Source organism: Nocardioides sp. P4_G10 (assembly GCF_056401175.1).
Genome location: NZ_JBFUJV010000009.1, coordinates 17,414 through 41,545, shown reverse-complemented (window position 1 = coordinate 41,545; position 24,132 = coordinate 17,414). Strand labels below are relative to the sequence as shown.

At 70.5% G+C, this 24,132-nt stretch carries 18 protein-coding genes and 1 tRNA gene; 5 read left to right on the top strand and 14 right to left on the bottom strand.

The features are described 5' to 3' along the window. Positions 1-51 precede the first annotated feature (51 nt). Positions 52-771: a class I SAM-dependent methyltransferase gene (locus AC1DP1_RS11590; protein ID WP_477506982.1), complete on the top strand. Its 720-nt coding sequence runs from the start codon at positions 52-54 to the stop codon at positions 769-771. On the opposite strand, the gene AC1DP1_RS11585 is transcribed toward AC1DP1_RS11590, so the two are convergent. Further along, entirely contained in the window at positions 765-1,595 is an 831-nt protein-coding gene (locus AC1DP1_RS11585) for a class I SAM-dependent methyltransferase (protein WP_477506981.1), read from the bottom strand. The genes AC1DP1_RS11590 and AC1DP1_RS11585 overlap by 7 nt on opposite strands. A gap of 101 nt (positions 1,596-1,696) precedes the next feature. Here AC1DP1_RS11585 and AC1DP1_RS11580 point away from each other — a divergent pair, with 101 nt between their 5' ends. Continuing rightward, positions 1,697-2,863 carry a glycosyltransferase family 4 protein gene (locus AC1DP1_RS11580; RefSeq protein WP_477506980.1) on the top strand — a complete coding sequence of 389 codons (1,167 nt, stop codon included), beginning with the start codon at positions 1,697-1,699 and terminating at the stop codon, positions 2,861-2,863. Between the two features lie 131 nt (positions 2,864-2,994). Here the strand turns inward: AC1DP1_RS11580 and AC1DP1_RS11575 are convergent, their stop codons facing one another. Next, positions 2,995-3,141 carry a hypothetical protein gene (locus AC1DP1_RS11575; protein ID WP_477506979.1) on the bottom strand — a complete coding sequence of 49 codons (147 nt, stop codon included), beginning with the start codon at positions 3,139-3,141 and terminating at the stop codon, positions 2,995-2,997. A 55-nt stretch (positions 3,142-3,196) separates the two neighbouring features. After that, entirely contained in the window at positions 3,197-5,023 is a 1,827-nt protein-coding gene (locus AC1DP1_RS11570; RefSeq protein ID WP_477506978.1) for an MmpA family trehalose lipid delivery protein, read from the bottom strand. A gap of 25 nt (positions 5,024-5,048) precedes the next feature. Here AC1DP1_RS11570 and AC1DP1_RS11565 point away from each other — a divergent pair, with 25 nt between their 5' ends. Next, positions 5,049-6,317, top strand: coding sequence for a lipopolysaccharide biosynthesis protein (locus AC1DP1_RS11565; RefSeq protein WP_477506977.1), 1,269 nt, complete (start codon positions 5,049-5,051; stop codon positions 6,315-6,317). Here the strand turns inward: AC1DP1_RS11565 and polA are convergent. Beyond that, positions 6,311-9,013, bottom strand: a complete 2,703-nt coding sequence (gene polA, locus AC1DP1_RS11560; RefSeq protein ID WP_477506976.1) for a DNA polymerase I — start codon at positions 9,011-9,013, stop codon at positions 6,311-6,313. The genes AC1DP1_RS11565 and polA overlap by 7 nt on opposite strands. A gap of 84 nt (positions 9,014-9,097) precedes the next feature. Here polA and AC1DP1_RS11555 point away from each other — a divergent pair, with 84 nt between their 5' ends. Further along, complete coding sequence (locus tag AC1DP1_RS11555) at positions 9,098-9,553, top strand: hotdog fold thioesterase (RefSeq protein ID WP_300052905.1); 456 nt, start codon at positions 9,098-9,100, stop codon at positions 9,551-9,553. A 38-nt stretch (positions 9,554-9,591) separates the two neighbouring features. On the opposite strand, the gene AC1DP1_RS11550 is transcribed toward AC1DP1_RS11555, so the two are convergent. The 7 genes from AC1DP1_RS11550 to AC1DP1_RS11520 all read right to left on the bottom strand — a co-directional run bounded on the left by AC1DP1_RS11550 (position 9,592) and on the right by AC1DP1_RS11520 (position 16,081). Continuing rightward, the gene (locus tag AC1DP1_RS11550) at positions 9,592-10,146 is read right to left on the bottom strand and encodes an N-acetyltransferase family protein (RefSeq protein WP_477506975.1); all 555 of its coding nucleotides are present in this window, start codon (positions 10,144-10,146) and stop codon (positions 9,592-9,594) included. Positions 10,147-10,250: 104 nt separating this feature from the next. After that, positions 10,251-10,949, bottom strand: a complete 699-nt coding sequence (locus AC1DP1_RS11545; RefSeq protein WP_457189455.1) for an ABC transporter ATP-binding protein — start codon at positions 10,947-10,949, stop codon at positions 10,251-10,253. A 1-nt stretch (position 10,950) separates the two neighbouring features. Beyond that, positions 10,951-11,886: an ABC transporter ATP-binding protein gene (locus tag AC1DP1_RS11540; RefSeq protein WP_457189457.1), complete on the bottom strand. Its 936-nt coding sequence runs from the start codon at positions 11,884-11,886 to the stop codon at positions 10,951-10,953. Further along, positions 11,879-13,018 carry a branched-chain amino acid ABC transporter permease gene (locus AC1DP1_RS11535; RefSeq protein WP_457189459.1) on the bottom strand — a complete coding sequence of 380 codons (1,140 nt, stop codon included), beginning with the start codon at positions 13,016-13,018 and terminating at the stop codon, positions 11,879-11,881. The genes AC1DP1_RS11540 and AC1DP1_RS11535 overlap by 8 nt, the downstream gene beginning before the upstream one ends. Continuing rightward, positions 13,015-13,986: a branched-chain amino acid ABC transporter permease gene (locus AC1DP1_RS11530; RefSeq protein WP_457189461.1), complete on the bottom strand. Its 972-nt coding sequence runs from the start codon at positions 13,984-13,986 to the stop codon at positions 13,015-13,017. The genes AC1DP1_RS11535 and AC1DP1_RS11530 overlap by 4 nt, the downstream gene beginning before the upstream one ends. Positions 13,987-14,081: 95 nt before the next feature. After that, positions 14,082-15,233: a branched-chain amino acid ABC transporter substrate-binding protein gene (locus AC1DP1_RS11525; protein ID WP_457189463.1), complete on the bottom strand. Its 1,152-nt coding sequence runs from the start codon at positions 15,231-15,233 to the stop codon at positions 14,082-14,084. Between the two features lie 200 nt (positions 15,234-15,433). Continuing rightward, a complete protein-coding gene (locus AC1DP1_RS11520) occupies positions 15,434-16,081 on the bottom strand; it encodes an ANTAR domain-containing response regulator (protein ID WP_477506974.1) in 648 nt (215 codons plus the stop codon). Between the two features lie 40 nt (positions 16,082-16,121). On the opposite strand from AC1DP1_RS11520, the gene AC1DP1_RS11515 reads away from it, so the two are divergent. Next, positions 16,122-16,194: transfer RNA gene (locus AC1DP1_RS11515), tRNA-Leu, on the top strand. A gap of 153 nt (positions 16,195-16,347) precedes the next feature. Here AC1DP1_RS11515 and pyk read toward each other — a convergent pair. From pyk to gltB, 3 genes are all read right to left on the bottom strand, one after another. Beyond that, positions 16,348-17,796 carry a pyruvate kinase gene (gene pyk / locus AC1DP1_RS11510; RefSeq protein ID WP_457190170.1) on the bottom strand — a complete coding sequence of 483 codons (1,449 nt, stop codon included), beginning with the start codon at positions 17,794-17,796 and terminating at the stop codon, positions 16,348-16,350. A 113-nt stretch (positions 17,797-17,909) separates the two neighbouring features. Beyond that, positions 17,910-19,394 (bottom strand): glutamate synthase subunit beta, encoded by a 1,485-nt coding sequence (locus tag AC1DP1_RS11505; protein ID WP_477506973.1) that lies wholly within the window; start codon positions 19,392-19,394, stop codon positions 17,910-17,912. Positions 19,395-19,453: 59 nt separating this feature from the next. After that, entirely contained in the window at positions 19,454-23,995 is a 4,542-nt protein-coding gene (gltB, locus tag AC1DP1_RS11500; protein ID WP_477506972.1) for a glutamate synthase large subunit, read from the bottom strand. Positions 23,996-24,132: the final 137 nt, after the last annotated feature.

Below are 24,132 nucleotides of genomic sequence, written 5' to 3'. Positions count from 1 at the left end.
CTGCGTCCGTACTCTCGGCCATCCCGGCCGTCCGTCGCCAAGGAACCGCACATGGATGATCGAACCGCCCTCGACTTCGAGGCCGCGTGGGGCGTGGCGTCGACCATCCCGGGATGGTTGACCGAGGAGCAGGCCAGGTTGCTGTTCGACGCCGCCCGCGACCTCCCGGCCGGGCCCCTCCTCCTCGAGATCGGCAGCCACCAGGGCAAGTCGACGGTCGTCCTGGCCACGGCTGCCCGTGCGCGCGGGGGTCGCGTCGTCGCCGTCGACCCGTTCGTCGACGGCCGGCTCTTCGGCGGCGCGTCCACCCGCGACAAGTTCGAGGGCAACCTCCGGCAGGCCGAGCTGACCGACGCGGTGGAGCTGCTCTCCGAGTACAGCACCCGGGCCCGACCCACCTGGTCGCGCGACCTCGACTACCTCTACATCGACGGCAAGCACGACTACTGGACACTGAGCGACGACCTCAAGTGGGCCCGTCACCTGCCGGCCGGCGCGCCGGTGCTGGTCCACGACTGCTACTCCTCGATCGGCGTCACCCTCGGGGTGCTGGCGAAGGTCCTGCCGTCCCGCACCCTGCGCTACGAGCGTCGGGCGGGCTCGCTGGCCCTGTTCCGGGTGGGCACCCCGAGCGTGGCCGACCGGGTGCGGATCGTGCGCGAGGTCCCGTGGTGGCTGCGCAACGTCGCCGTCAAGGTGCTGCTGCGGCTGCGACTGCGTACCGTGGCCGCCCGCGCGTTCGGGCACGAGAGCCCGTACGACCCCTACTGAGCCGCTTGTCGGCCGCCGCTTTCCTCGAGCCGGTAGATCCGGCGCTCGAGGAGCTCCTCGCCACGGTGGTGCTCCGGCTTGACCACCTGGTCGAACGGGATCTGGCGGTCCCGCCGCCGGCGACGGGTCCGTACCGTCAGCGCCGCGGTGAGCGCCTGCGCGGCCGTGGCCTCCCAGCCGCGCTGGTGGCCCGGCGCCCGCATGGCCGCGGCGAAGAAGGCCGGGTCGAGCTCCCCCTCCGTCCGGAGGCTGACCGACCCGGTCCAGTGGTACTGGATCACGCGGTGCTCGAAGTGCCGGTTGAGCACCGCGTCCAGCTGGTCACGCACCCCTGCCCGCTCGATGTAGGCGTGGATCTCGGCGTCGAAGAAGGGGGCCTGCTTGGCGGTCATCACCAGGGTCGGTCCGCCCGGACCCTCGTCGAGCCGGCACCACCACACGTGGCTCGGGAAGTCGACGATCTTGGCGCTCGCCGCCTCGGGGACCTCGATGTAGCCCGCTCGCGCCACGCGGCTGAGCTCGGACGCGACAGCGACCGGGTCCTCGACGTGCTCGAGCAGGTTGGAGCAGATGGCGTAGTCGAACGCGCCGTCGCGGAACGGCATGTCGGCCGCGTCTGCGTCGAAGAGCGGACGGCTCACCCGGGCCGCGGCGCGGCCCGATCGCTGCGCGGCGTGCTCGGCGCCGGTGTAGCGGTCGAGGAGCACGTCGGCGCGCCACGAGGGCTTGTCGCCGCTGCCGACGTCGAGGACGAGGGCGTCGTCGTCCACCGGAAGCGCGATCCGGCGTTCGTAGAAGACCCGCAGGGCGTCCAGGCTGGCCATGGTCGTGGAGTATGGCAGGGCCGCGGTGCCGATCGGCTCGGCAGGGACCTGAGTCCGACGAGACCCGGACAGGAATCGAACTCGCGGGTAACATTCGTCTCATGCGCCGAACCGACTCTGCTGCGTCCCTCGAGGGCCGGCACGTCGTGCTGTTCAACTGGCGTGACACCCAGAACCCCGAGGGGGGCGGTTCGGAGCGCTACGTCGAGGCGATGGCGCGGGGCCTGGTCGAGCGCGGCGCGCGGGCCACGATCTTCTGCGCGGCCCACGAGCACGCGCCGAGCGACGAGGTCGTCGACGGAGTGCGCTACGTCCGCCGCGGCGACCACCTCGGGATCTACCCGTTGGGGATCCTCCATCTCCTGCTGCGCCGTTTCGGCAAGGTCGACCTGGTCGTCGACGTGCAGAACGGGCTGCCCTTCTTCACCCGCCTCGCCACCCGGGCGCCGGTCGTCGTCCTCGTGCACCACGTGCACCGTGAGCAGTGGCCCGTCGTGTTCCCGGGACTCCTAGGCCGGGTCGGCTGGTGGATCGAGCGGGTCCTCGCGCCGCGCCTCTACCGCCGTTCGCAGTACGTCGCGGTGTCCCGGGCCACCCGCAGCGAGCTCATCCCCCTCGGCGTGGGGCGCGAGCGCATCGCGGTCGTCCACAACGGCACCGCGCCCGCACCGGCCCTCGACGTGCCGCGGAGCACCGCCCCGCTCCTGTGCGTGCTCGGTCGCCTGGTGCCGCACAAGCAGGTCGAGCACGCGATCGACACCATCGTCGCCGTGCGCGCCGACCACCCCGAGGCCTCACTCGTGATCGTCGGCAACGGCTGGTGGGAGGAGTCCCTCCGCGCCTACGTCGCCGAGCGGGGGGCCGATGACGCTGTCACGTTCACCGGTCACGTCAGCGAGCAGGACAAGCACGACATCCTGGCCCGGTCGTGGCTGATGCTGCTGCCGTCGCTCAAGGAGGGCTGGGGCATCGTCATCGGCGAGGCCGGCAGCCACGGAGTCCCCACCATCGCCTACGCCTCAGCCGGAGGGACCCGGGAGTCCATCGCCGACGGCGTCTCCGGCCTGCTGGTCGACACGCCCACCGAGCTCACCGAGGCCGCACGCCGGCTCGTGGGTGACGACGCGGAGCGCAAGCGCCTCGGCAAGGGCGCGCGCGAGATGTCCCACACGTTCTCGTGGGCGCACTCACAGGAGTCCTTCGCCCACGTGCTGTCCGACGTGCTCGCGGGACGGCGGATCGCGGTCGAGGATCCCGACGGGCCCTGACGCTGACGGGAGTCCGGCGGCGGCCTGCACTCCGACGGCCCGGCACGCGCGAAACGCCCCCGGGGACCCGGGGGCGTTTCGAGATGCTCGTGGGAGCGGGTGCCGCTCGGGCGCTGACGCCCCGCGGGGACCTACTCGGCGGCCTGCTGGTTGGTGCCGTAGTCCATGACGCTCTGGTCGGGCTGCGACGGCGCACTGCTGACCGTGCTGACGACACCCACCGTGGTGAGGCCAGCCAGCACGAGGCCGACGACGACCGCGATGATGCCACCGATCATTCCCTGCACGTCATTGTCTCCAGTTCACTAGACCGGAGAGCACGGTAGCATCCCGTCACGCTTGGCGGCGTATTTGACGCCAACTGGTCCACCGGCGGTTCCCGCGGACTGTCAGCGCGGCCGCGACCGCGCCCCCAGCGAGCGTCCACGCCGCCAGCAGGACCGCCAGCGTCGCGGGCCGGTCGGCGGGCGCGCGCGGGTCCGTGCCGTCGGAGACGGGCAGCTCCCAGACCGTCAGCAGCTCGCCCCGGTGGAGCACCTCGGCATCGGGAAGGCCCGGCAGCGACCCGAGCCCCGGGGCATCGAGCCCCTCGGCTGCCAGGGCGTTCGCGGTCTCGAGGTCCGCCACGACCCAGGCGACGCCCTCGCTCGCCAGCGCCTGCTGCAGGTCATCGCCGGTCAGCGTCGCCAGGTCGCGGGCCACCCGCCGGGCGCGCGCGTCCTCGCCGGGCACCTCCGTGCCCGACACGACGAGGGTGTCGCTCGCGAGGTAGTCGGCGGGGAGGTAGCGCCCGACCGGATCGAGGGTGCGGCGGCCGTCGTTCCAGCCGGGCCGCCGGTAGGAGGTGAAGGGCAGCAACAGCACGTCACCCTCTCGACCGGCGTCTCGGCTCTGCTCGACGGCCCGCCGCGCCGCGTCGTACTCCTCGGGGAAGTCGACGGCGCCGAGACGTCCGGAGATGCCGAGCGCCGCATCGGGCATGAGCGTGACCGGGGCGAGGACCAGCACGGTGCCGAGCACCGCGGCGGGTGCGCGTGCGGGGACGGACGCGGCGAGGCGCGCCACACCGTGGCCGAAGAGCACCGCCTGCAGCGGGGCGACCAGGGCAACGAACCGCGTGCCGTCACGCACCAGTCCCCCGCCGGGGACCTGGGCGACGACCCAGCCCACGGCGTCCGGTGCCACTGCCCCGGCCAACCCGACGACCAGGCCCAGACCCGCCGGCACCACCATCGCCCACCGTGCCTGCCGGCTCGTGGAGCCGAGCCAGGACCGCAGACCGGCGGCACACACGGCCAGCACCAGGACGAGGGAGACGAGGGCCACCCCGGTCGTGCGGGAGGCCGGGACCACCTCCGCGTTCCAGATGCCGCCCAGGCCCAGCACGGCAGCCCAGGCGGGCAGGACACCCTCGCCCTGGGCGGCGAAGAGCCTCACCGCAGCGGCGTCGCTCACCGCGCCCGCACCGTGCAGCGCGCCGGCAGCGATCCACGGCGCGTTGAGTGCAGCGACGGCGGCCACCGTCCACGCCACGGAGCGCGCGGCCGTCCGACCCTCCGCCGCGACGCCCGCGACGGCGTACACGCCGGCCACGATCCCGCCCGCAGGGCTCAGGCTCGCGAAGGCCAGCCACAGGACCAGCTGGGCCAGGCTCCGCTCCCCCGCCGCCAGGCGGCGGGCGTGCAGGTGGATCCACGGCAGCGCCGCGTAGGTCATCAGGAGCGGCCAGTGCCCGATGCCCAGCCGCTCGGCCACGAACGGGTTCCACACGTAGAGCGTCGACGCGGCGAGCCCGGCGAGGACGCCGGACCGCCCGACCAGCCCGGCCAGACCGACCAGGCGCCAGGCTCCCGTGCCCGCCACGACCAGGGTGCCCACCAGCACGGCCTTCTGGAGCACCACCCCCGGGACGACCTCGTCGAGCAGCGCCACGACCATGTCGGAGGGCACCGCCCGCGGCAGGCTGGACCCCAGGCCGAGGAAGTCTCCCCGCACCGCGAGGTCAGGCACCCAGACCATGTCGTAGGTCAGGACGTTGCCGGGGCCCAGCGCGCCGCCGAGCAGGAGAACGGACAGGAGCGCAGACCAGACCACCGGCGCCAGCGTCGTCGGCAGGGAGGGGCGGACGGACGACACCGACTCGACGATCCGCCCGCTCACGAAACGACACCTTATGGTGTGCCGCATGTCCGCTCGAGCTCGCGACCGATCACGGGCCGCCGTTGGCCGAAGGGCTGGCGTCACCTCCCTCTTGACGGGCAGTGGGCAGATCGCCGTCGCGATGATGGTGATGAACGTCGCGACGTACGGCTTCACGATGGCAGCCGCTCGGATCATCGGGCCCGTCTCGTACGGCGCCTACTTCGCGATGATGAACCTCGTCATGATCGTCAGCGTCGTCATGCTCGGACTGCAAGCGACGGCCGCACGTCGCATCAGCTCGGACCCGACGCACGTCGGACAGATCGAGAGCGAGATGCTCCGCGTCTCGCTGCGTGCGTCGATGTTGCTGGGCGCGCTGCTGCTCCTGGCCGCGCCGCTGATCAACCACGCGCTGGACCTCGACAGTCTTCCCACCGCACTGCTCGCTGCCGTTGCCGCCGTACCCATGACCATGACCGGCGCGCAGATGGGCATCCTCCAGGGCGAGCGGCGGTGGCGCCAGCTCGCCATCATGTACGCCCTCACCGGCGTTGCACGGCTGGTCATGGGCATGACCCTGATCCTCTGGCAGCCCACCGAGTTCATGGCGTTCTTGGGCGTGGCCCTCGGGTTCTACGCACCCTTCCTCTACGGACTCGTGGTGCTGCGTCGGGACCGCGCGGCCGGTGAGTCGCACGAACGACACGGCTTCCTGCCGATCATCAAGGAAGCCGTGGTCAACTCCCAGGCGCTCTTTGCGTACTTCGCGCTCACGAACATCGACATGCTCGTCGGGAGGTCGATCCTGGACTCGCACGACTCGGGGCTGTACGCCGCAGGCCTGATCGTGTCGCGCGCCGTGATGTTTCTCCCCCAGTTCGTCGTGGTCGTCGCCTTCCCGTCGATGGCGAACAGCGCTAACCCTGCCCGCGCGCTCCTCAACAGCATGGCTCTCATCGGGGGACTCGGAGGCGCGTGCGTCCTGGTCACCGCAGTACTGCCGGATCTCGCACTGATCTTCGCGGGGGGTCGCGAGTACGAAGAAGTCAGCGACCTGCTGTGGGTCTTCGCGTTGCTCGGGACGTGCATGGCGATCCTGCAGCTGCTGGTCTACTCCGTGCTGGCACGCCAGGGCATCCTCTCCATGGTGCTCGTCTGGATCGCACTGCTGGTGGTCGTGGTGACAGCTGCGACCGCGGTTTCGAGCGTGTCCGGGCTGCTTGCCGTCGTGCTCACGGTCGAGCTCGTGCTCCTCGCCGTGCTCCTGCCCATCAGCCTCGTGAAGCTGCGGGAGCGCTCAACCGTTCAGTGAGCGGCGTCGTGCCAGCTGCGCCCGGTGCCGATGGAGACGTCGAGCGGGACGGTGAGGTCGGCGGCGCCGCCCATCTCGGCGCGGACGATCTCGGCGAGCTCGTCGTGCTCCCCCGGCGCGACCTCGAGCACGAGCTCGTCGTGCACCTGGAGCAGCATCCGCGAGCGCAGGCCGTGCTCGACGAGAGCGCGCTCGACACCCAGCATGGCCACCTTGATGAGGTCGGCCGCCGAGCCCTGGATCGGCGCGTTGAGCGCCATCCGCTCGGCCGTCTCGCGACGCTGCCGGTTGTCGCTGGTGAGGTCGGGCAGGTAGCGACGACGACCCAGGATCGTCTCGGTGAAGCCTGAGCGCCGTGCCTCGTCGACGATCCCGCCCAGGTAGTCGCGCACGCCTCCGAAGGTCTCGAAGTACTCGTCCATGAGGCCCTTGGCCTCGGAGGTCGAGATGCGCAGCTGCTGCGAGAGCCCGAACGCGGAGAGGCCATAGGCGAGGCCGTAGTTCATCGCCTTGATCTTGGCGCGCTGCTCGACGCTGACGTCCTCGGCGGCGACGCCGAAGACGCGGGCGGCCGTGATGGAGTGGAAGTCCTGGCCGGACCGGAACGCCTCGATGAGCAGCGCGTCCTCGGACAGGTGGGCCATGATCCGCATCTCGATCTGGCTGTAGTCGGCGGTCATCAGCGACTCACCGGCCTCGCCGACGACGAAGCCCTCGCGGATGCGGCGACCGGCCTCGGTGCGGATCGGGATGTTCTGCAGGTTGGGGTCGGTGCTCGAGAGCCGGCCCGTCGCGGCGATGATCTGGTTGTAGGTCGTGTGGATGCGGCCGTCGGAGGCGACGGTCTTCAGCAGCCCCTCCACGGTCTGGCGCAGCCGTATCACGTCCCGGTGGCGCAGCAGGTGCTGCAGGAACGGGTGCTCGGTCTTCTCGAAGAGCTGCTGCAGGGCATCGGCGTCGGTGGTGTAGCCGGTCTTGGTGCGCTTGGTCTTGGGCATGTCGAGCTCGTCGAACAGCACCACCTGCAGCTGCTTGGGCGAGCCGAGGTTGATCTCCTTGCCGATGACGTCGTAGGCGTCGGTCGCCGCAGCGCGCACCTGGTCGCTGAACTCGGACTCGAGGCCCTCGAGGTAGTCGGTGTCGACCGCGATCCCCACCTGCTCCATGCGGGCGAGGGTGCCGATGAGCGGGAGCTCGACCTCGCGCAGCAGCTGGGTGCCGCCGTGCTCGTCGACCGCGTCGTCGAGCGCGTCGGCGAGGTCGAGGACGGCCCGGGCGGTCAGCATCGCGGTGTCGCTGGCCGTGGTGTCGTCCATCGCGTCGAAGCTGAGCTGGTCGGCGTCGACGGCGTCCTGCCGCAGCTCGCGCTTGAGGTAGCGCAGGGTCAGGTCGGCGAGGTCGTAGGAGCGCTGGTCGGGCTGGACCAGGTAGGCCGCGAGAGCGGTGTCGACCTCGAGCCCGGCAAGGTCCCAGCCACGCGCGGCCAGCGCGAGCCTGGGCCCCTTGGCGTCGTGGATCGCCTTGGGGCGCTCCGGGTCGGTCAGCCACGCCGCGACGGCAGCATCGTCGTCCGCGCCGAGCTCGGCCACGTCGAGCCAGGCCGCCTGCCCCTCGCGGGTCGCCACGGCCACGGAGAGGACCTCGCCCGTGCCGGCGCGCCAGCTCCCCTGGACGGAGACCCCCACGCGCGTGCCAGCGGGCGCGTGCTCGTCGAGCCACGAGGCGGCTTCACCCGCGGCCAAGCGGCGACCGTCGAGCTCGAAGCCCGCCTCGGCCTCGATGGCGTCGTCGGGATCGGGGTCGATGGTGTCGAGCAACCGGCTGCGCAGCTCGCCGCGGAACTCGAGCTCGTCCAGCAGCTCGAGGCCGGCGGTGCGGTCCCACGGCTGCCGGGCGAGCCCGTCCGGACGCACCGGCAGGGTCAGGTCGCGCACGAGCGCGTTGAGCTGGCGGTTGCGGATGACGTCGCCGAGGTGGGCGCGCAACGCCTCGCCCTTCTTGCCGGTGATCTCGTCGGCGCGGGCGATGACGTTGTCGAGGCCGTCGAACTGGTTGATCCACTTCGCGGCGTAGCCCTGGCCGACTCCCGGCACACCGGGCAGGTTGTCGGACGTCTCGCCCACGATGGCGGCGAGCTCGGGGTAGCGGTGGGGCGGGACGCCGTACTTCTCCTGCACCGCGGCCGGCGTGAGCCGCGCCAGCTCGCTGACGCCGCGCATCGTGTAGAGGACGGTCGAGTCCTCGGTGACCAGCTGGATCGAGTCGCGGTCGCCGGTCATGATCAGGACCTGCATGCCCTCGGCCAGCCCCTGGGTGGCGAGGGTCGCGATGATGTCGTCGGCCTCGAAGCCGTCCATCGACAGGTGCTGGACGTGGAGCGCGTCGAGCACCCGCCGGATCAGCGGTAGCTGGCTGCCGAACTCGTCGGGCGTCTTGTTGCGCTTGGCCTTGTAGTCGCTGTACTGCTCGAGCCGGAAGGTCTGGCGCGACTTGTCGAAGGCGACCGCCACGTGCGTGGGCTGCTCGTCACGCAGGACGTTGACCAGCATCGAGGTGAAGCCGTAGACCGCGTTGGTGTGCTGGCCCGAGGCGGTCGCGAAGTTCTCCACCGGCAGGGCGAAGAACGCCCGGTAGGCCAGGGAGTGGCCGTCCAGCAGGAGGAGGCGGGGGCGGGTCGACTCGCTCGTCTCAGGCACTCGCCGACTCTATCGGCCGCCACCGACACCGGACGTCCCCAGCCCCGGCGCCGTCAGCCCGCCCCGCTCGGACACAATGACGCCATGAGCGAGACACCCGGCACCCCTCCCACGTCGCTGGCCGACCTGAGCGTCGAGGAGCTCATCGCCTTCCTCCCGCAGGGCAACGGTCGCCTCAACGACAAGATGGGCGTGCAGCTCGTCGAGGTCGCCGCGGAGCGGGTCGTCGCGACCATGCCCGTCGAGGGCAACACCCAGCCGTTCGGCCTGCTGCACGGCGGCGCGTCCGTCGTGCTCGCCGAGACCCTGGGTTCCATCGGGTCGGCGATCCACGCCTACCCGGCGAAGATCGCCGTCGGGGTGGACATCAACGCCACCCACCACCGCGCGGCCACGTCGGGCCTGGTCACGGGCGTCGCGACCGCCATCCACCTCGGCCGGTCCTCAACGTCGTACGACATCGTGATCACCGACGAGCAGGGCCGACGCGTGTGCACCTCGCGCATCACCTGCGCGCTGCTGGACGCACCGAAGCCCTGACGCGCTCCCGGCGCCCCGACAGCGGGGTGGTCCCCGGCTCAGCCCGGGACGCGCTCGCGCCGGATCCGCCGGGCCGCGAGGACCCGGTCGATCCGCTGCCGGCTCGTCGCCGCCGGCGTGGCCTGCCGCGACTGCGGCAGCCGGGCACGCACCGCGCTCGTCGTGGCCGCCCGCAGGGTCGCCTGCGGGGTGAACGACAGGCGCGCCATGAAGCGGTTGGCGTCGCGCGCCTCGGCGGCGGCGGCCGTCTGGACGTGGCTGATGCCGTGCTGCTCGGCGAACCGGCAGGCCGCCTCCATCAGCGCGCTGCCCACGCCCTTGCGCCGGAACTGGGTGAACACGTGTGGTGACACCGCAAGGACGGCCCGCTCGAGGTTGAGCGGGGTGAACGTCGTCGCCTCGAGGTAGACCGCGCCCGCGACCTCACCGTCGACCTCCGCCACGACCACGCACTGGTCCTCGCGGGAGTCGGCGGTGGCCACGATCCCGGCCACGTCGCCGAGCTGCTCGTCGAGCGCACCGCGCCGCAGGATGTCACCCCACAGCTCACGCAGGGAGGGGACGTCCGCGGCCTCTGCCACGCGTACGGTCACCGGCGTCCGACTCATCGACACACCACTTCCTCGAGTCCCACCGTGGCCCCCTGCCGCCCTCTCGCGGCACCACGCCGGGACAGACCCTATCGCCGTTGGCGGGATCAGGCTACGCCGAGGTAGGCCTCACGCACCGACGGGTCGTCGAGGAGCTCGGAACCCGTGCCGGTCTTCACGATGTTGCCGGTCTCGAGGACGTAGGCCCGGTCGCTGCGCGAGAGCGCCTGCTTGGCGTTCTGCTCCACGACGAGGATGGTCGTTCCCTGCTGCGAGATCTCGGTGATGATGTCGAAGATCTGCTGGATCAGCATCGGGGCAAGGCCCATCGACGGCTCGTCGAGCATCAGCAGCTTGGGGCGCGACATGAGGGCCCGACCGATGGCGAGCATCTGCTGCTCACCACCCGACATCGTGCCGGCGATCTGCTTCTTGCGCTCCAGCAGGCGCGGGAAGAGGTCGAACACCCGGTCGTAGTCCTCGTCGATGGCCGACTTGTCCTTGCGGGTGTAGGCGCCCATGTTGAGGTTCTCGGTGACCGTCATGCCGGGGAAGATCCCGCGACCCTCGGGGCACAGCACCAGGCCCTTGCGCAGGCGCTGGTCGGCCCGCATCTTGGTGACGTCCTCGCCGTTGAAGACGACGGAGCCCGCCGACAGCCCGCGGACGCCCGACAGAGCTCGCATGGTCGAGGTCTTTCCGGCGCCGTTGGCACCGATCAGCGAGACGACCTCGCCCTCATCGACGTGCACGCTGATGCCGTGCAGCGCCTCGATCTTGCCGTAGCTGAGAACGGCGTCCTTCATCTCAAGCAGCATCGTCAGGCTCTCCCAGGTAGGCGGCGATGACCTTCGGGTTGCGGGCGACCTCGTCCGGGGTGCCCTCCGCGATCTTCTGGCCGAACTCGAGCACGACGATCCTGTCGGTCACGCCGAGGACCAGCTTCATGTCGTGCTCGATGACCAGGACCGTGTGCCCCAGGTCGCGGATGCGGCGGATGAGACCCATCAGGTCCTCCTTCTCCGCGGGGTTGAAGCCGGCGGCCGGCTCGTCGAGGCAGATCAGCTCGGGCTCGGTGGCCAGGGCGCGGGCGATCTCGAGGCGGCGCTGGTAGCCGTAGGGCAGGTTGCGCGCGACCTCGTGGGCCCGGTCGGCGATGCCGACGAAGCGCAGCAGCTCCATCGACCGACGTCGACCGGCCCGCTCCTCCAGCGTGTGGCGGCTGATGCCGAACACCTTGGCGAAGCTGCGGCGGATGCCACTCGCCGGCAGCTCCTCCTCCGACGGGCGGACCCGGTAGGCGCGGAACAGCACCCCGAGCACGCTCGTCCTGTGGCGGGCGTCGCACCCGACCATCACGTTCTCCAGGGCCGACATCTCCGGGAAGAGCCGGATGTTCTGGAACGTGCGGGCGATGCCGAGGTGGTTGATCCTGTGCGGCTTGGTGCCCGCGATCTCCTGGCCCTTGAACCGGATCGTGCCGTCCGTGGGCGTGTAGACGCCGGTCATCGCGTTGAAGCAGGTGGTCTTGCCGGCACCGTTGGGACCGATGAGGCCGAGGATCTCGCCCCGGCGGATGTCGAAGTTGACGTCGTTGAGCGCCACCACGCCGCCGAAGCGGAGGGTGACGTGGTCCACCTCGAGCAGGACGTCGCCCATGGCGCCGGACGCCTCGTGGGCGATGGCGTCGTGGTCGGAGGTGTCCTTGAGCACCTCGGCGCCCTCGATCTCGTGCTCAGGCATCTGCGGCAGCCTCCTCGGCCTCGTGTCGTCGATCTTCGATCTCTGCGGCTCGTCGTCTGCTCGGCACCAGGCCCTGGGGACGGAGGACCATCACCAGCACCAGCGCCAGGCCGAAGGCGAACGGGCGCCACTCCTGGAGCTCACGGAACCGCTCGGGGAGGTAGGTGAGCAGGAACGCACCGACGAGGACGCCGACGATGTTGCCCGAGCCACCGATGACCACCATGGCCACGAAGAGGAACGACAGGTTCAGCATGAACGCGTTGGGCTCGACGTACTGCTGCTTGCTGCCGAACAGCAGCCCGGCGAGCCCGCCGACGGACGCGCCGATCGCGAAGGCCCACAGCTTGAACTTGAAGCCCGCGACGCCCATCACCGCTGCGGCGTCCTCGTCCTCGCGGATGGCCAGCCAGGCACGACCGACGCGGCTGTGCTCGAGACGACTGGCCAGGAAGACGATGAGGATGAGGATGACGAGCGCCAGCCAGTACCAGCGCTCGGCATCGATGGTGTTGAAGAACGACCGCCCGTCGATCTCCGGCCCGGGCGGCACGGGGACCTGGGTGATGCCCGCGGCACCGCCGGTGATGGGGTCGAGGTTGCGCGCGGTGATGCGGATGATCTCGCCGAACCCGAGGGTGACGATCGCGAGGTAGTCCCCCCGCAGCCGCAGCGTCGGAGCGCCGAGGATCACTCCCGCCGTGAGCGCCATCGCGATCGCGATGGGGATGCACATCACGAACGGGACGGCCCACTCGTCGGACAGACCGAAACGCGACTGCATGGCCTCCACGACCGGCGAGGACGGCGACCCGAAGAGGGCCACCGAGTAGGCGCCGAGGGCGTAGAAGCCGACGTAGCCGAGGTCGAGGAGTCCGGCGAAGCCGATCACAACGTTGAGGCCGACGGCCGCGATCATGTAGACGACGATCAGGAACAGCACGCTCGACCAGTCGGAGCCGGTCGGGCTCAGGTCGGTGCGGATGTAGGCGAACGGCAGGATGTTGAGGAACGGCAGGTAGAACGCGAAGGCGATGACCAGCAGCAGGCCGACGGAGCGGACCCACTTCGGGGCACGGTCCCAGCGGTTGCCGAGCTGGAGGCCGCGGAAGGCGTCGGAGATCTGGCTCATGCGCGTGCCTTTCCGAGGGATTCACCGAGCAGTCCGGTGGGCCGGAACATCAGGACCAGGACGAGGACGATGAACGCGGTGACGTCGGTCCAGCTGGAGTCCCAGATCTGGGAGGCGTACACCTCGACGACGCCCAGCAGCAGACCGCCGACCAGCGCACCGCGCAGGTTGCCGATGCCGCCGAGGACCGCGGCGGTGAACGCCTTGATGCCGATGATGAAGCCGATGTCGAACTTCGTGATGTCGTACTGGACGGTGAACAGCAGGGCGGCGACGCCGGCCATCGCGCCACCGAGCACGAAGACGAGCATGATCACGCGCTCCTGGTTGACGCCCATCAGGGAGGCGGTGTCCGGGTCCTGCGCGACCGCGCGGACGCCGCGGCCCAGGCGGCTCTTGTTCACGAACGTGTCCAGCGCGACCATCATGACGATGGCGCCGATGATGATCAGCAGCCGGGTGTTGGTGACCGGCAGGTCGAGGCCGGGGATCGTGAAGACGACCTTGGTCTCGATCACGGACGGCACGTTGACCGTCACGCGACCGAAGGGCGGGCCGAAGAACGCTTTCAGCACCTGGCCGAAGGTCTCGACGAGCACGAGCGAGCAGCCGATGCCGGTGATCAGGAAGATCAGCGGCGGAGCACCCTTCCTGCGCAGCGGCCGGTAGGCGATCCGTTCGACGGCCAGTGCGGTGCCTGCCGAGGCGAGCATCGCGGCGAGCAGTGCCAGCACGGTGGCGCCGATGACCGCGCCGACCCCCATGCCGGACGTGGCGCCGAGGACCGTGTAGACGCCGAGCACCGTCCAGGTGCCCACCATGAACACCTCGGAGTGGGCGAAGTTGATCAGCTTCATCACGCCGTACACCATGGTGTAACCGAGCGCGACGAGCGCGTAGATGGATCCGCGGGTGATGCCGTCCAACGTGTGACGGTCCAACCCGCTGAACAGGGCGTCGAAGTCCACTCAGGGCCCTCCCAGTAGTGCGGCCCGGTCCGGGCCATGGAGCGGGGGCGGCCGAGTCCCGGCCGCCCCCGCGGTGTCCATGCTTGGTGCCTCGATCAGCCCTCGGGCTTGACCTCGACCTCGGGCGTCAGCGTGCCGCCCTCGTTCTTGTAGGCCCAGTAGGAGACCTGGTCCTTCGGCACGTCGCCGGCGTCGTCGAACGCGATCGACTTGCTGAGGCCCTCACCGGTGTAGTCGTTGACGAACGCGAGCATGTCCTCGCGGGTGCGGGCGCCGTCCTCGAGACCCTTGAGGAAGACCGTCATCGCGTCGTAGCCCTCAGCGGCGTAGGCGCCAGGCGCGCTGCCGAACTCCTCCTCGAAGTCGGCAGCGAAGGTGCTGTCCTCCTCGATCGGGGCACAGGGGCACATCACGACTGCGCCCTCGCCGGCGTCGCCCACGGCGTTGCCGAAGTCGGCACCGAAGAGGCCGTCACCACCGACGAACGGGGCCTCGATGCCCGCGTCGCGGATCTGCTTGAGCAGCGGAGCGGCCTCGGCGATGTAGCCGCCGTAGAAGATGGCGTCGGGCTCGGCCGACTCGATCTTCGAGATCGTCGGGGCGAAGTCGGTCTGGCCGACCTGCGTCTTGTCGCGCTGCACCATCGCGTCGCCGAGGGTCTCCTCGACACGGTCGGCCAGCGGCTCGCCGTAGGCCTCGGAGTTGTCGACCACGAACACCTTGGAGGCGCCGACCTCATCGGTGAGGTACTTCGCGATCGCCGCGCCCTGGTAGTCGTCGTACGGCACGAGGCGGTGGAAGACCTCGACCGGGTCCTCCTGGGTCAGGTCGGTCGCGGTCGCCGACTGGCTGATCATCGGGACGCCGCCATCCTGGTAGATGGTCTTCGTCGCGCGGGTCTCACCGGAGAACGCGCCACCGAGGACGCCGATGAAGGTGTCGTCGCCGGCGATCTGGGTCGCGACGGGCGTGGCCTTGGCCGGGTCGCCCTCGGTGTCGAAGCGCTCGAGGGTCACCTCGCACTCGTCGTTGTCCCACTGCTTGATCGCCAGCTCGGCGCCGTCCACGGACGGGATGACGATGCTGGCGTTGGCGCCGGAGAGGGCACCCATCGCACCGATCTTGAAGTTGCAGTCGTCGCCGCCGGCGTCACTGCCGCCGTCGTCGGTCGTGCCACACGCGGTCAGCGCGAGGCCGGCCACAGCCGTGAACGCGACAGCCTGCCACGTCTTGGATGAGCGGATCATGGATCCCTCCACAGTTCTATGGGCTGTCCACCTCGGCAGCCTCTCGGCGGGAACCTAACACCCGGAATGTGGCCCGGGACACGATTGGACGGCCCGAGTTGCGTGCCGTTGCCGTTTCGTGACCAACCGGTCTGTACCGGAAACCCGCCCGAAACACGCGATGCGGTCCCGGCCTTGAGGAGACCTTGACGAGCCCTGGATCAGGAGAGGCCGGCCGGTCCGCGGGCGGCGTCGCCGAGCCCAGCCACCCCGTGCTCCACGACGCCGTCGGAGACCTGCTTCATCGACAGCCGAAGGTCCATCGCGGTCTTCTGGATCCAGCGGAAGGCATCGGGCTCGCTCAGCCCGAGCTTCTCCTGTAGCACGCTCTTCGCGCGGTCGACGGACTTGCGCGTCGCCAACGACTCCTGGAGGTCGGAGACCTCGCGCTCCAGAACCGTGATCTCGGCGTAGCGGCTGACCGCCATCTCGATCGCGGGCACGAGGTCGCCGCGCTGGAACGGCTTGACGAGGTAGGCCATCGCGCCGGCGTCGCGCGCCCGGGCCACGAGGTCGCGCTGGGAGAACGCGGTGAGGATGACGACCGGGGCGATCCGCTCCCCCGCGATCGTCTCGGCGGCAGCGATGCCGTCGAGCACGGGCATCCTGACGTCGAGGATGACCAGGTCGGGGCGCAGCTCGCGCGCGAGCTCGATCGCCCGCTGCCCGTCGCCGGCCTGGCCCACGACGTCGTACCCCTCCTCGCCGAGCATCTCGGCGAGGTCCATGCGGATGAGCGCCTCGTCCTCGGCGATCACGACCCGGCGTACGCCGTCTGCGGGGGTGCTGCTGTCAACGGGCTGCGTCACGACGGCAAGGCTAGTTCGGATAGGGTTCCGACGCCGATTCGCCCCGGTAGCCCAATGGCAGAGGCAGTGGTCTCAAACACCATCCAGTGTGAGTTCGAATCTCACCCGGGGCACCGAGACCACCAGCGGTGGCCCAGCCACGTTCGCGGTGCGCCGAACGTGGCTCTGGCACCGCCGACGGCGTACGCCAGCGCGGCGACCGCGGGAGGGGTGGCCCAGCCACGTTCGCGGCGCGCCGAACGTGGCTCCGACACCGCCCGGTGGGGTCAGCGGCTGCGGCGGTAGGCCGGCGCGGCCCCGTCGATGGCGTCGCCCATCCGGTGGATCCGCAGCGCGTTGGTCGAGCCCGGGATGCCGGGCGGGCTGCCGGCGATGATCACGACGAGGTCGCCCTTCTTCACCCGGCCGATGTGGAGCAGCGCCTCGTCGACCTGGCGGACCATCTCGTCGGTGTGCTCCACGTCAGCGCCGAGGAACGTCTCGACGCCCCACGTCAGCGCGAGCTGGGAGCGGGTGCGTGCCGCGGGGGTGAAGGCGAGGACGGGGACGGGGCCGCGGTAGCGGGAGAGCCGCTTCGCGGAGTCGCCGCTGACGGTGAAGGCGACGACGTACTTCGCCTCGACGCGCTCGGCGACCTCGGCGGCCGCCTTGGCGATGATGCCGCCGCGGGTGTGCGGCTGCCACGCCACGGCCGCCATGTGGCTGAGCCCGTGCTCCTCGGTGGACTGCACGATGCGGGCCATCGTCTCGACGGCGACGATGGGGTGCTCCCCCACGCTCGTCTCGCCCGACAGCATCACGGCGTCGGCACCGTCGAGCACGGCGTTGGCGACGTCGCTCGCCTCGGCGCGCGTCGGCGCCGGGGAGGTGATCATCGACTCGAGCATCTGGGTGGCGACGATGACGGGCTTCGCGTTGCGGCGGGCCTTGTCGATGATGAGCTTCTGGTGGATCGGCACGTCCTCGAGCGGGCACTCCACGCCGAGGTCGCCGCGCGCGACCATGATGCCGTCGAAGGCGTCGACGATCTCGTCGATGTTGTCGATCGCCTGGGGCTTCTCGATCTTGGCGATGATCGGGACGAAGATGCCCTCGTCGCGCATCACGGCACGTACGTCCTCGGCGTCGCCGGCGTGGCGCACGAAGCTCAGCGCGATGAAGTCGACACCGAGGTTAAGCGCCCAGCGCAGGTCCTCGGTGTCCTTCTCCGACAGCGCCGGGACGGACACGGCGACGCCGGGCAGGTTGATGCCCTTGTTGTTGGAGACCTTGCCGGGCACGACGACCTCGGTGACGACGTCGGTGTCGTCGACCGAGACGACCTTCAGCCGGACCTTGCCGTCGTCGATCAGGAGCGGGTCGCCGGGCTTCACGTCGCCGGGCAGACCCTTGTAGGTCGTCCCGCAGATGTCGACGGTGCCCTCGACGTCGCGGGTGGTGATGGTGAAGGTGGCGCCACGCTTCAGCTTCACCGGCCCGTCGGCGAACCGCTCGAGGCGGATCTTCGGCCCCTGCAGGTCGGCGAAGATGCCGATCGCGTGGCCTGTGTCGTCGGAGGCCTGCCGGACCAGCCGGTAGACAGCCTCGTGGTCGGCGTACGCCCCGTGGCTCATGTTGAGCCTCGCGACGTCCATGCCGGCCTCGACGAGGGACCGGATCCCCTCGGGGGTGTTCACCGCGGGACCGAGGGTGCAGACGATCTTTGCTCTACGCACGTGCTTCACCCTATCGGAGATTGGATCGTTCCAAAGCCCCTGGCCCGCGCCGCGCGGTGGGTGAGGCAGGTTTTCGCGAGGAGAAACCTGTCTCACTCACCGCCCGCGACGGTTCAGACGACGAGCGGACGCTCGTGCGGCTTGATCGGTGCCGGCAGCGTGGTCGAGCCGGTGAGGTAGGAGTCGACGGCCGCGGCCGCGCTGCGACCCTCGGCGATCGCCCAGACGATCAGCGACTGCCCGCGACCCACGTCGCCGGCGACGTAGACGCCCGGCACGGAGGCGGCGTACGACGCGTCGCGCTTGACGTTGCCGCGCTCGTCGAGGTCGACCCCGAGCTGGTCGATCAGGCCGGGGCCCTCGGGGCGGGCGCGCTCCGGACCGGTGAAGCCCATCGCGAGCAGCACCAGCTGTGCCGGGATGTCGCGCTCAGTGCCCTCGACGGGCTGGAACTTCGCGTCGACCTCGACCAGCCGCAGCGAGGCGACGTGGCCGTCGGCGTCCCCGACGAACTCCTGGGTCGACACGGCGTAGACCCGGTCGCCGCCCTCCTCGTGGGCCGAGGACACCCGGAAGGTCATGGGGTACGTCGGCCACGGCTGGCCCTCGGGCCGGTCCTCGCCGGGCTGCGGCATGATCTCCAGCTGCGTGATCGAGCGGGCGCCCTGGCGGATCGACGTGCCGAGGCAGTCGGCGCCGGTGTCGCCGCCGCCGATGATGACGACGTCCTTGTCGGTCGCCACGATCTGCTCCGTGCCGTCGGCGGTCGGGGCCTCCCCGAGCGCGACGCGGTTGGCCTGCGGCAGGAACTCCATGGCCTGGTGGATCCCACCGAGCTCGCGGCCCGGGACGGGCAGGTCGCGCGCGGCGGTCGCGCCCATGGCGAGCACCACGGCGTCGTAGCGGTCGAGCAGCTTGTCGCCGGTCAGGTCGCCGCCGACGTCCACCCCGGCACGGAAGACCGTGCCCTCACGGCGCATCTGGTCGAGGCGCCGGTCGAGGTGCTTCTTCTCCATCTTGAACTCGGGGATGCCGTAGCGCAGCAGCCCGCCGATCTTGTCGGCCCGCTCGTAGACCGCGACGGTGTGACCGGCGCGGGTGAGCTGCTGGGCAGCAGCGAGACCGGCGGGGCCGGAACCGATCACGGCCACGGTCTTGCCCGAGAGCCACTCCGGCGGCTGGGGACGGACGTAGCCCGAGCCCCAGGCGCGGTCGATGATCGAGACCTCGACGTTCTTGATGGTCACCGGGTCCTGGTTGATGCCCAGCACGCAGGCGGTCTCGCAGGGGGCCGGGCAGAGGCGGCCGGTGAACTCCGGGAAGTTGTTGGTCGCGTGGAGCCGGTCCATCGCGCCGTCCCAGTCGTCGCGCCAGACCAGGTCGTTCCACTCCGGGATGATGTTGCCCAGCGGGCACCCCTGGTGGCAGAACGGGATGCCGCAGTCCATGCAGCGCCCGGCCTGGGTATTGATGATCGGCAGCAGCGCGCGGCCGATGCCGTCGGGGTAGACCTCGTCCCAGTCCTGGACGCGCTCGGCGACGTCGCGACGGGAGGCGACCTCGCGGCCGTGCTTCAGGAAGCCCTTCGGGTCAGCCATGCTGGTTCACCTTCTTCGCAGGAGAGTGGGTCGTCGGGTGGGTGCGGGGTGCCCTCCGGTCAGCCATGGAGCACCTCCATGATCCGGGCGGCGGCCTCGTCCTCGCTGAGGCCGTCCTCCAGCGCCTCCTCGCGGGCCTCGAGCACCCGCTTGAAGTCGCTCGGCATCACCTCGGTGAAGCGGGCGAGGGAGGCGTCCCAGTCGGCCAGCAGCGAGGTGGCCACGGCGGAGCCGGTCTCCTCGGCGTGCTGCTCGACCAGGGCCTTCAGCTCGTCGGCGCCCTTGCCGGTCACCGGCGCGAGCTCGACCAGCTCGGGGTTGACCCGCTGCTCGTCGAGGTCGAGCACGAACGCGTAGCCACCCGACATGCCGGCGGCGAAGTTGCGGCCCGTGGGACCGAGGACCACGACGATGCCGCCCGTCATGTACTCGCACCCGTGGTCGCCGACACCCTCGACGACGGCCGTGGCGCCCGAGTTGCGGACGCAGAACCGCTCGCCGACGCGGCCGCTCAGGAAGAGCTGGCCGGACGTCGCGCCGTAGCCGATCGTGTTGCCGCCGATGATCTGCTCGGCCGCCTCGAACGTCGCGGCCCGGTCGGGCCGGACCACGAGCCGGCCGCCGGACAGGCCCTTGCCGACGTAGTCGTTGGCGTCGCCCTCGAGCCGCAGGGTCACCCCGCGCGGCACGAACGCACCGAACGACTGCCCGGCCGAGCCGGTGAGCGTGATGTCGATCGTGCCGTCGGGAAGGCCGTCACCCCGGTAGCGCTTGGTGACCTCGTGGCCCAGCATCGTCCCGACGGTGCGGTTGACGTTGCGGATCGCGACCTGGGCGCGCACGGGCTCGCCGCTCTCGAGCGCCGGGGCGGCGATGGCGATGAGCTCGTTGTCGAGCGCCTTGGCGAGGCCGTGGTCCTGCGTCTTCGTGTTGCGGAGGTCCTGGTGCTCGAACTGGCCGAACTCCCCGTGGGCCGAGGCCTGGTGGAGGATCGGCGTGAGGTCGAGCCCCGAGGCCTTCCAGTGGTCGACGGCACCGACCACGTCGAGCGTGCCGACCTGCCCGATCGCCTCGTCGAGGCTGCGGAAGCCGAGCTCGGCCAGCAGCTCGCGGACCTCCTGGGCGATGAACTCGAAGAAGTTCACGACGTAGTCGGCCTTGCCGTTGTAGCGCTCGCGCAGGACCGGGTTCTGGGTCGCGACGCCGACCGGGCAGGTGTCGAGGTGGCAGACCCGCATCATGATGCAGCCGCTGACCACGAGCGGCGCGGTCGCGAAGCCGTACTCCTCCGCCCCGAGCAGGGCGGCGATCATCACGTCGCGGCCGGTCTTGAGCTGGCCGTCGGCCTGCACCACGATCCGGTCGCGCAGACCGTTGAGCAGCAGCGTCTGCTGGGTCTCGGCCAGGCCGAGCTCCCAGGGACCGCCCGCGTGCTTGAGCGAGGTGAGCGGGGAGGCACCGGTGCCGCCGTCGTGGCCGGACACCAGCACGACGTCGGCGTGCGCCTTCGACACGCCCGCCGCGACGGTGCCGATGCCGACCTCGGAGACGAGCTTCACGTGCACCCGCGCCGACGGGTTGGCGTTCTTGAGGTCGTGGATCAGCTGCGCCAGGTCCTCGATCGAGTAGATGTCGTGGTGCGGCGGCGGGCTGATCAGGCCCACACCGGGCGTGGAGTGCCGGGTCTTGGCCACCCAGGGGTAGACCTTGTGACCGGGCAGCTGGCCGCCCTCGCCGGGCTTCGCGCCCTGCGCCATCTTGATCTGGATGTCGTCTGCGTTGGTGAGGTACTCCGACGTGACACCGAAGCGACCGGAGGCGACCTGCTTGATCGACGAGCGGCGCTCGGGGTCGTAGAGCCGGTCGGGGTCCTCGCCGCCCTCACCTGTGTTGGACTTGCCGCCCAGCCGGTTCATCGCGATCGCGAGGGTCTCGTGCGCCTCCTGGCTGATCGAGCCGTAGGACATCGCGCCGGTGGAGAAGCGCCTGACGATCTCCGAGACGGGCTCGACCTCATCGATGTCGATCGGGTCGCGGACCCCGTCCTTGAACGTGAACATGCCGCGCAGCGTCATCAGGCGCTCCGACTGCTGGTTCACCCGGTCGGTGTACATCTTGAAGATGTCGTAGCTGCCGGACCGGGTCGCGTGCTGGAGCCGGAAGACCGTCTCCGGGTCGAACAGGTGCGGCTCGCCCTCGCGGCGCCACTGGTACTCCCCACCGACGGCGAGCTCGCGGTGCGCCGGCGCGATGCCGCCACGGGGGTACGCCGTCGCGTGACGGCGGGACACCTCCTCGGCGATCGTGTCGAGCTCGATGCCGCCGAGCTTGGAGGTCGTGCCGGTGAAGTAGCGGTCGATGACGGCCTGGGACAGCCCGACCGACTCGAAGATCTTCGCGCCGGTGTAGGACGCGACCGTCGAGACGCCCATCTTGGACATCACCTTGAGCACGCCCTTGCCGAGCGCCTTGATCAGGTTGGCGACCGCCTTCTCGGCGTCGACCTTGACGTAGTAGGCCTCGCGGGCGAGGTCCTCCACCGACTCCATGGCGAGGTAGGGGTTGACCGCAGCCGCGCCGTAGCCGACCAGCAGGGCGACGTGGTGGACCTCGCGGACGTCGCCGGCCTCGACCAGCAGGCCGACCTGGGTGCGGGTCTTCTCCCGGACCAGGTGGTGGTGGACCGCGCCGGTGAGCAGGAGCGACGGGATCGGTGCGAGCTCGGCGGTCGAGTGCCGGTCGGAGAGCACGATGATGCGCGCGCCCTCGGCGATGGCCGCCGACACCTCGGCGCACAGCTCGTCGAGGCGGGCCTCGAGCGCCGCTCCCCCGCCCTCGACGGCGTACAGGCCGCGCACGACGTGCACCTGGAAGCCAGGCATGTCGCCGTTGCGGTTGATGTGGCGGATCTTGGCCAGGTCGTCGTTGGAGAACACCGGGAACGGCAGCACGATCTGGCGGCACGAGGCCGGGGTCGGCTCGAGCAGGTTGGCCTCCGGGCCGATGGACCCGCTGAGCGAGGTCACGAGCTCCTCGCGGATCGCGTCGAGGGGCGGGTTGGTGACCTGGGCGAACAGCTGCGAGAAGTAGTCGAACAGCATCCGCGGCTTCTCGCTCAGCGCGGCGATCGGCGTGTCGGTGCCCATCGAGCCGAGCGCCTCTCCCCCGGTGTTGGCCATCGGGCTCAGCAGGACGCGCAGCTCCTCCTCGGTGTAGCCGAAGATCTGCTGGCGACGGGTGACCGAGGCGTGCGTGTGCACGATGTGCTCGAGGTCGTCGATGTCGTCGAGGTGGATCTGCCCGGCGTGCAGCCACTCGTCGTAGGGCTGCTCGGCGGCGAGCTGGCTCTTGATCTCCTCGTCCTCGATGATGCGGTGCTCCTCGGTGTCGACGAGGAACATCCGGCCCGGCTGCAGGCGGCCCTTGCGGACCACCGTGGCGGGGTCGAGGTCGAGCACGCCGACCTCGGAGGCGAGCACGACGAGGCCGTCGTCGGTGACCCAGTAGCGCGAGGGCCGCAGGCCGTTGCGGTCCAGGACCGCGCCGATCTGGGTGCCGTCGGTGAACACCACGCACGCCGGACCGTCCCACGGCTCCATCAGCATCGAGTGGAACTCGTAGAACGCACGTCGCTTGGCGTCCATCTCGCGGTGGTTCTCCCAAGCCTCCGGGATCATCATCAGCACCGCGTGGGGCAGCGAGCGGCCGGCGAGGTGCAGCAGCTCGAGGACCTCGTCGAACGAGGCGGAGTCCGAGGCGCCGGGCGTGCAGATCGGAAAGATCCGCTCGAGGTCGCCGGGGATCAGGTCGCTCTCGAGGAGCGCCTCGCGGGCGCGCATCCAGTTGCGGTTGCCCATCACGGTGTTGATCTCGCCGTTGTGGGCGATGAACCGGAACGGGTGCGCCAGCGGCCAGCTCGGGAAGGTGTTCGTGGAGAAGCGCGAGTGCACGACCGCCATCGCGGAGGCGACCCGCTCGTCGGTCAGGTCGGGGAAGACCCGGTCGAGCTGGTCGGTCGTGAGCATGCCCTTGTAGGCGAGGGTGCGCGAGGAGAGCGAGGGGAAGTAGACCTCGGTCTCGGACTCGGCGCGCTTGCGCAGGCAGAAGGCGCGCCGCTCCAGTGCCATCCCGCTGACCCGGGAGCCACGGCCCGCGACGAAGACCTGAGCGAAGCTCGGCATCACGCTGCGCGCGGTGGCGCCGAGCGTGCTGTCGTCGACCGGCAGCTCGCGCCACCCGAGGACCGTGAGGCCCTCCTCGTCGGCGATCTCCTCGATCMGCTGGCGGGTCTTGGCCACGACCTCGGCGTCACCGGGCAGGAACGCGGTGCCGACGGCGTACGCCCTCGCGGGCGGGAGCTCGAAGTCGACCACCTCGCGGAGGAAGGCGTCGGGGACCTGCATCAGGATCCCGGCGCCGTCGCCGGAGTTCACCTCGGCGCCGGCGGCACCTCGGTGGTCGAGGTTGCGCAACGCGGTGAGCGCCTTGGCCACGATGTCGTGGCTGGCCTCACCGGTCAGTGTCGCCACCATGGCGACTCCACAGGCGTCCTTCTCGTGGCGAGGGTCGTAGAGACCCTGGCTCGGCGGGAATGCGTGCATGGAGGCATTCTCCCGTCGTCGTCTCCGCACGCCGCAGACCTGGATCTTGCTGGGTCCACGACAGGCGAGGGGGTGGAAGTTACCGCTGGGGACGACGTTGGCCCGAGCAAGACGGAACCTATCACCGGCGGGAGCCG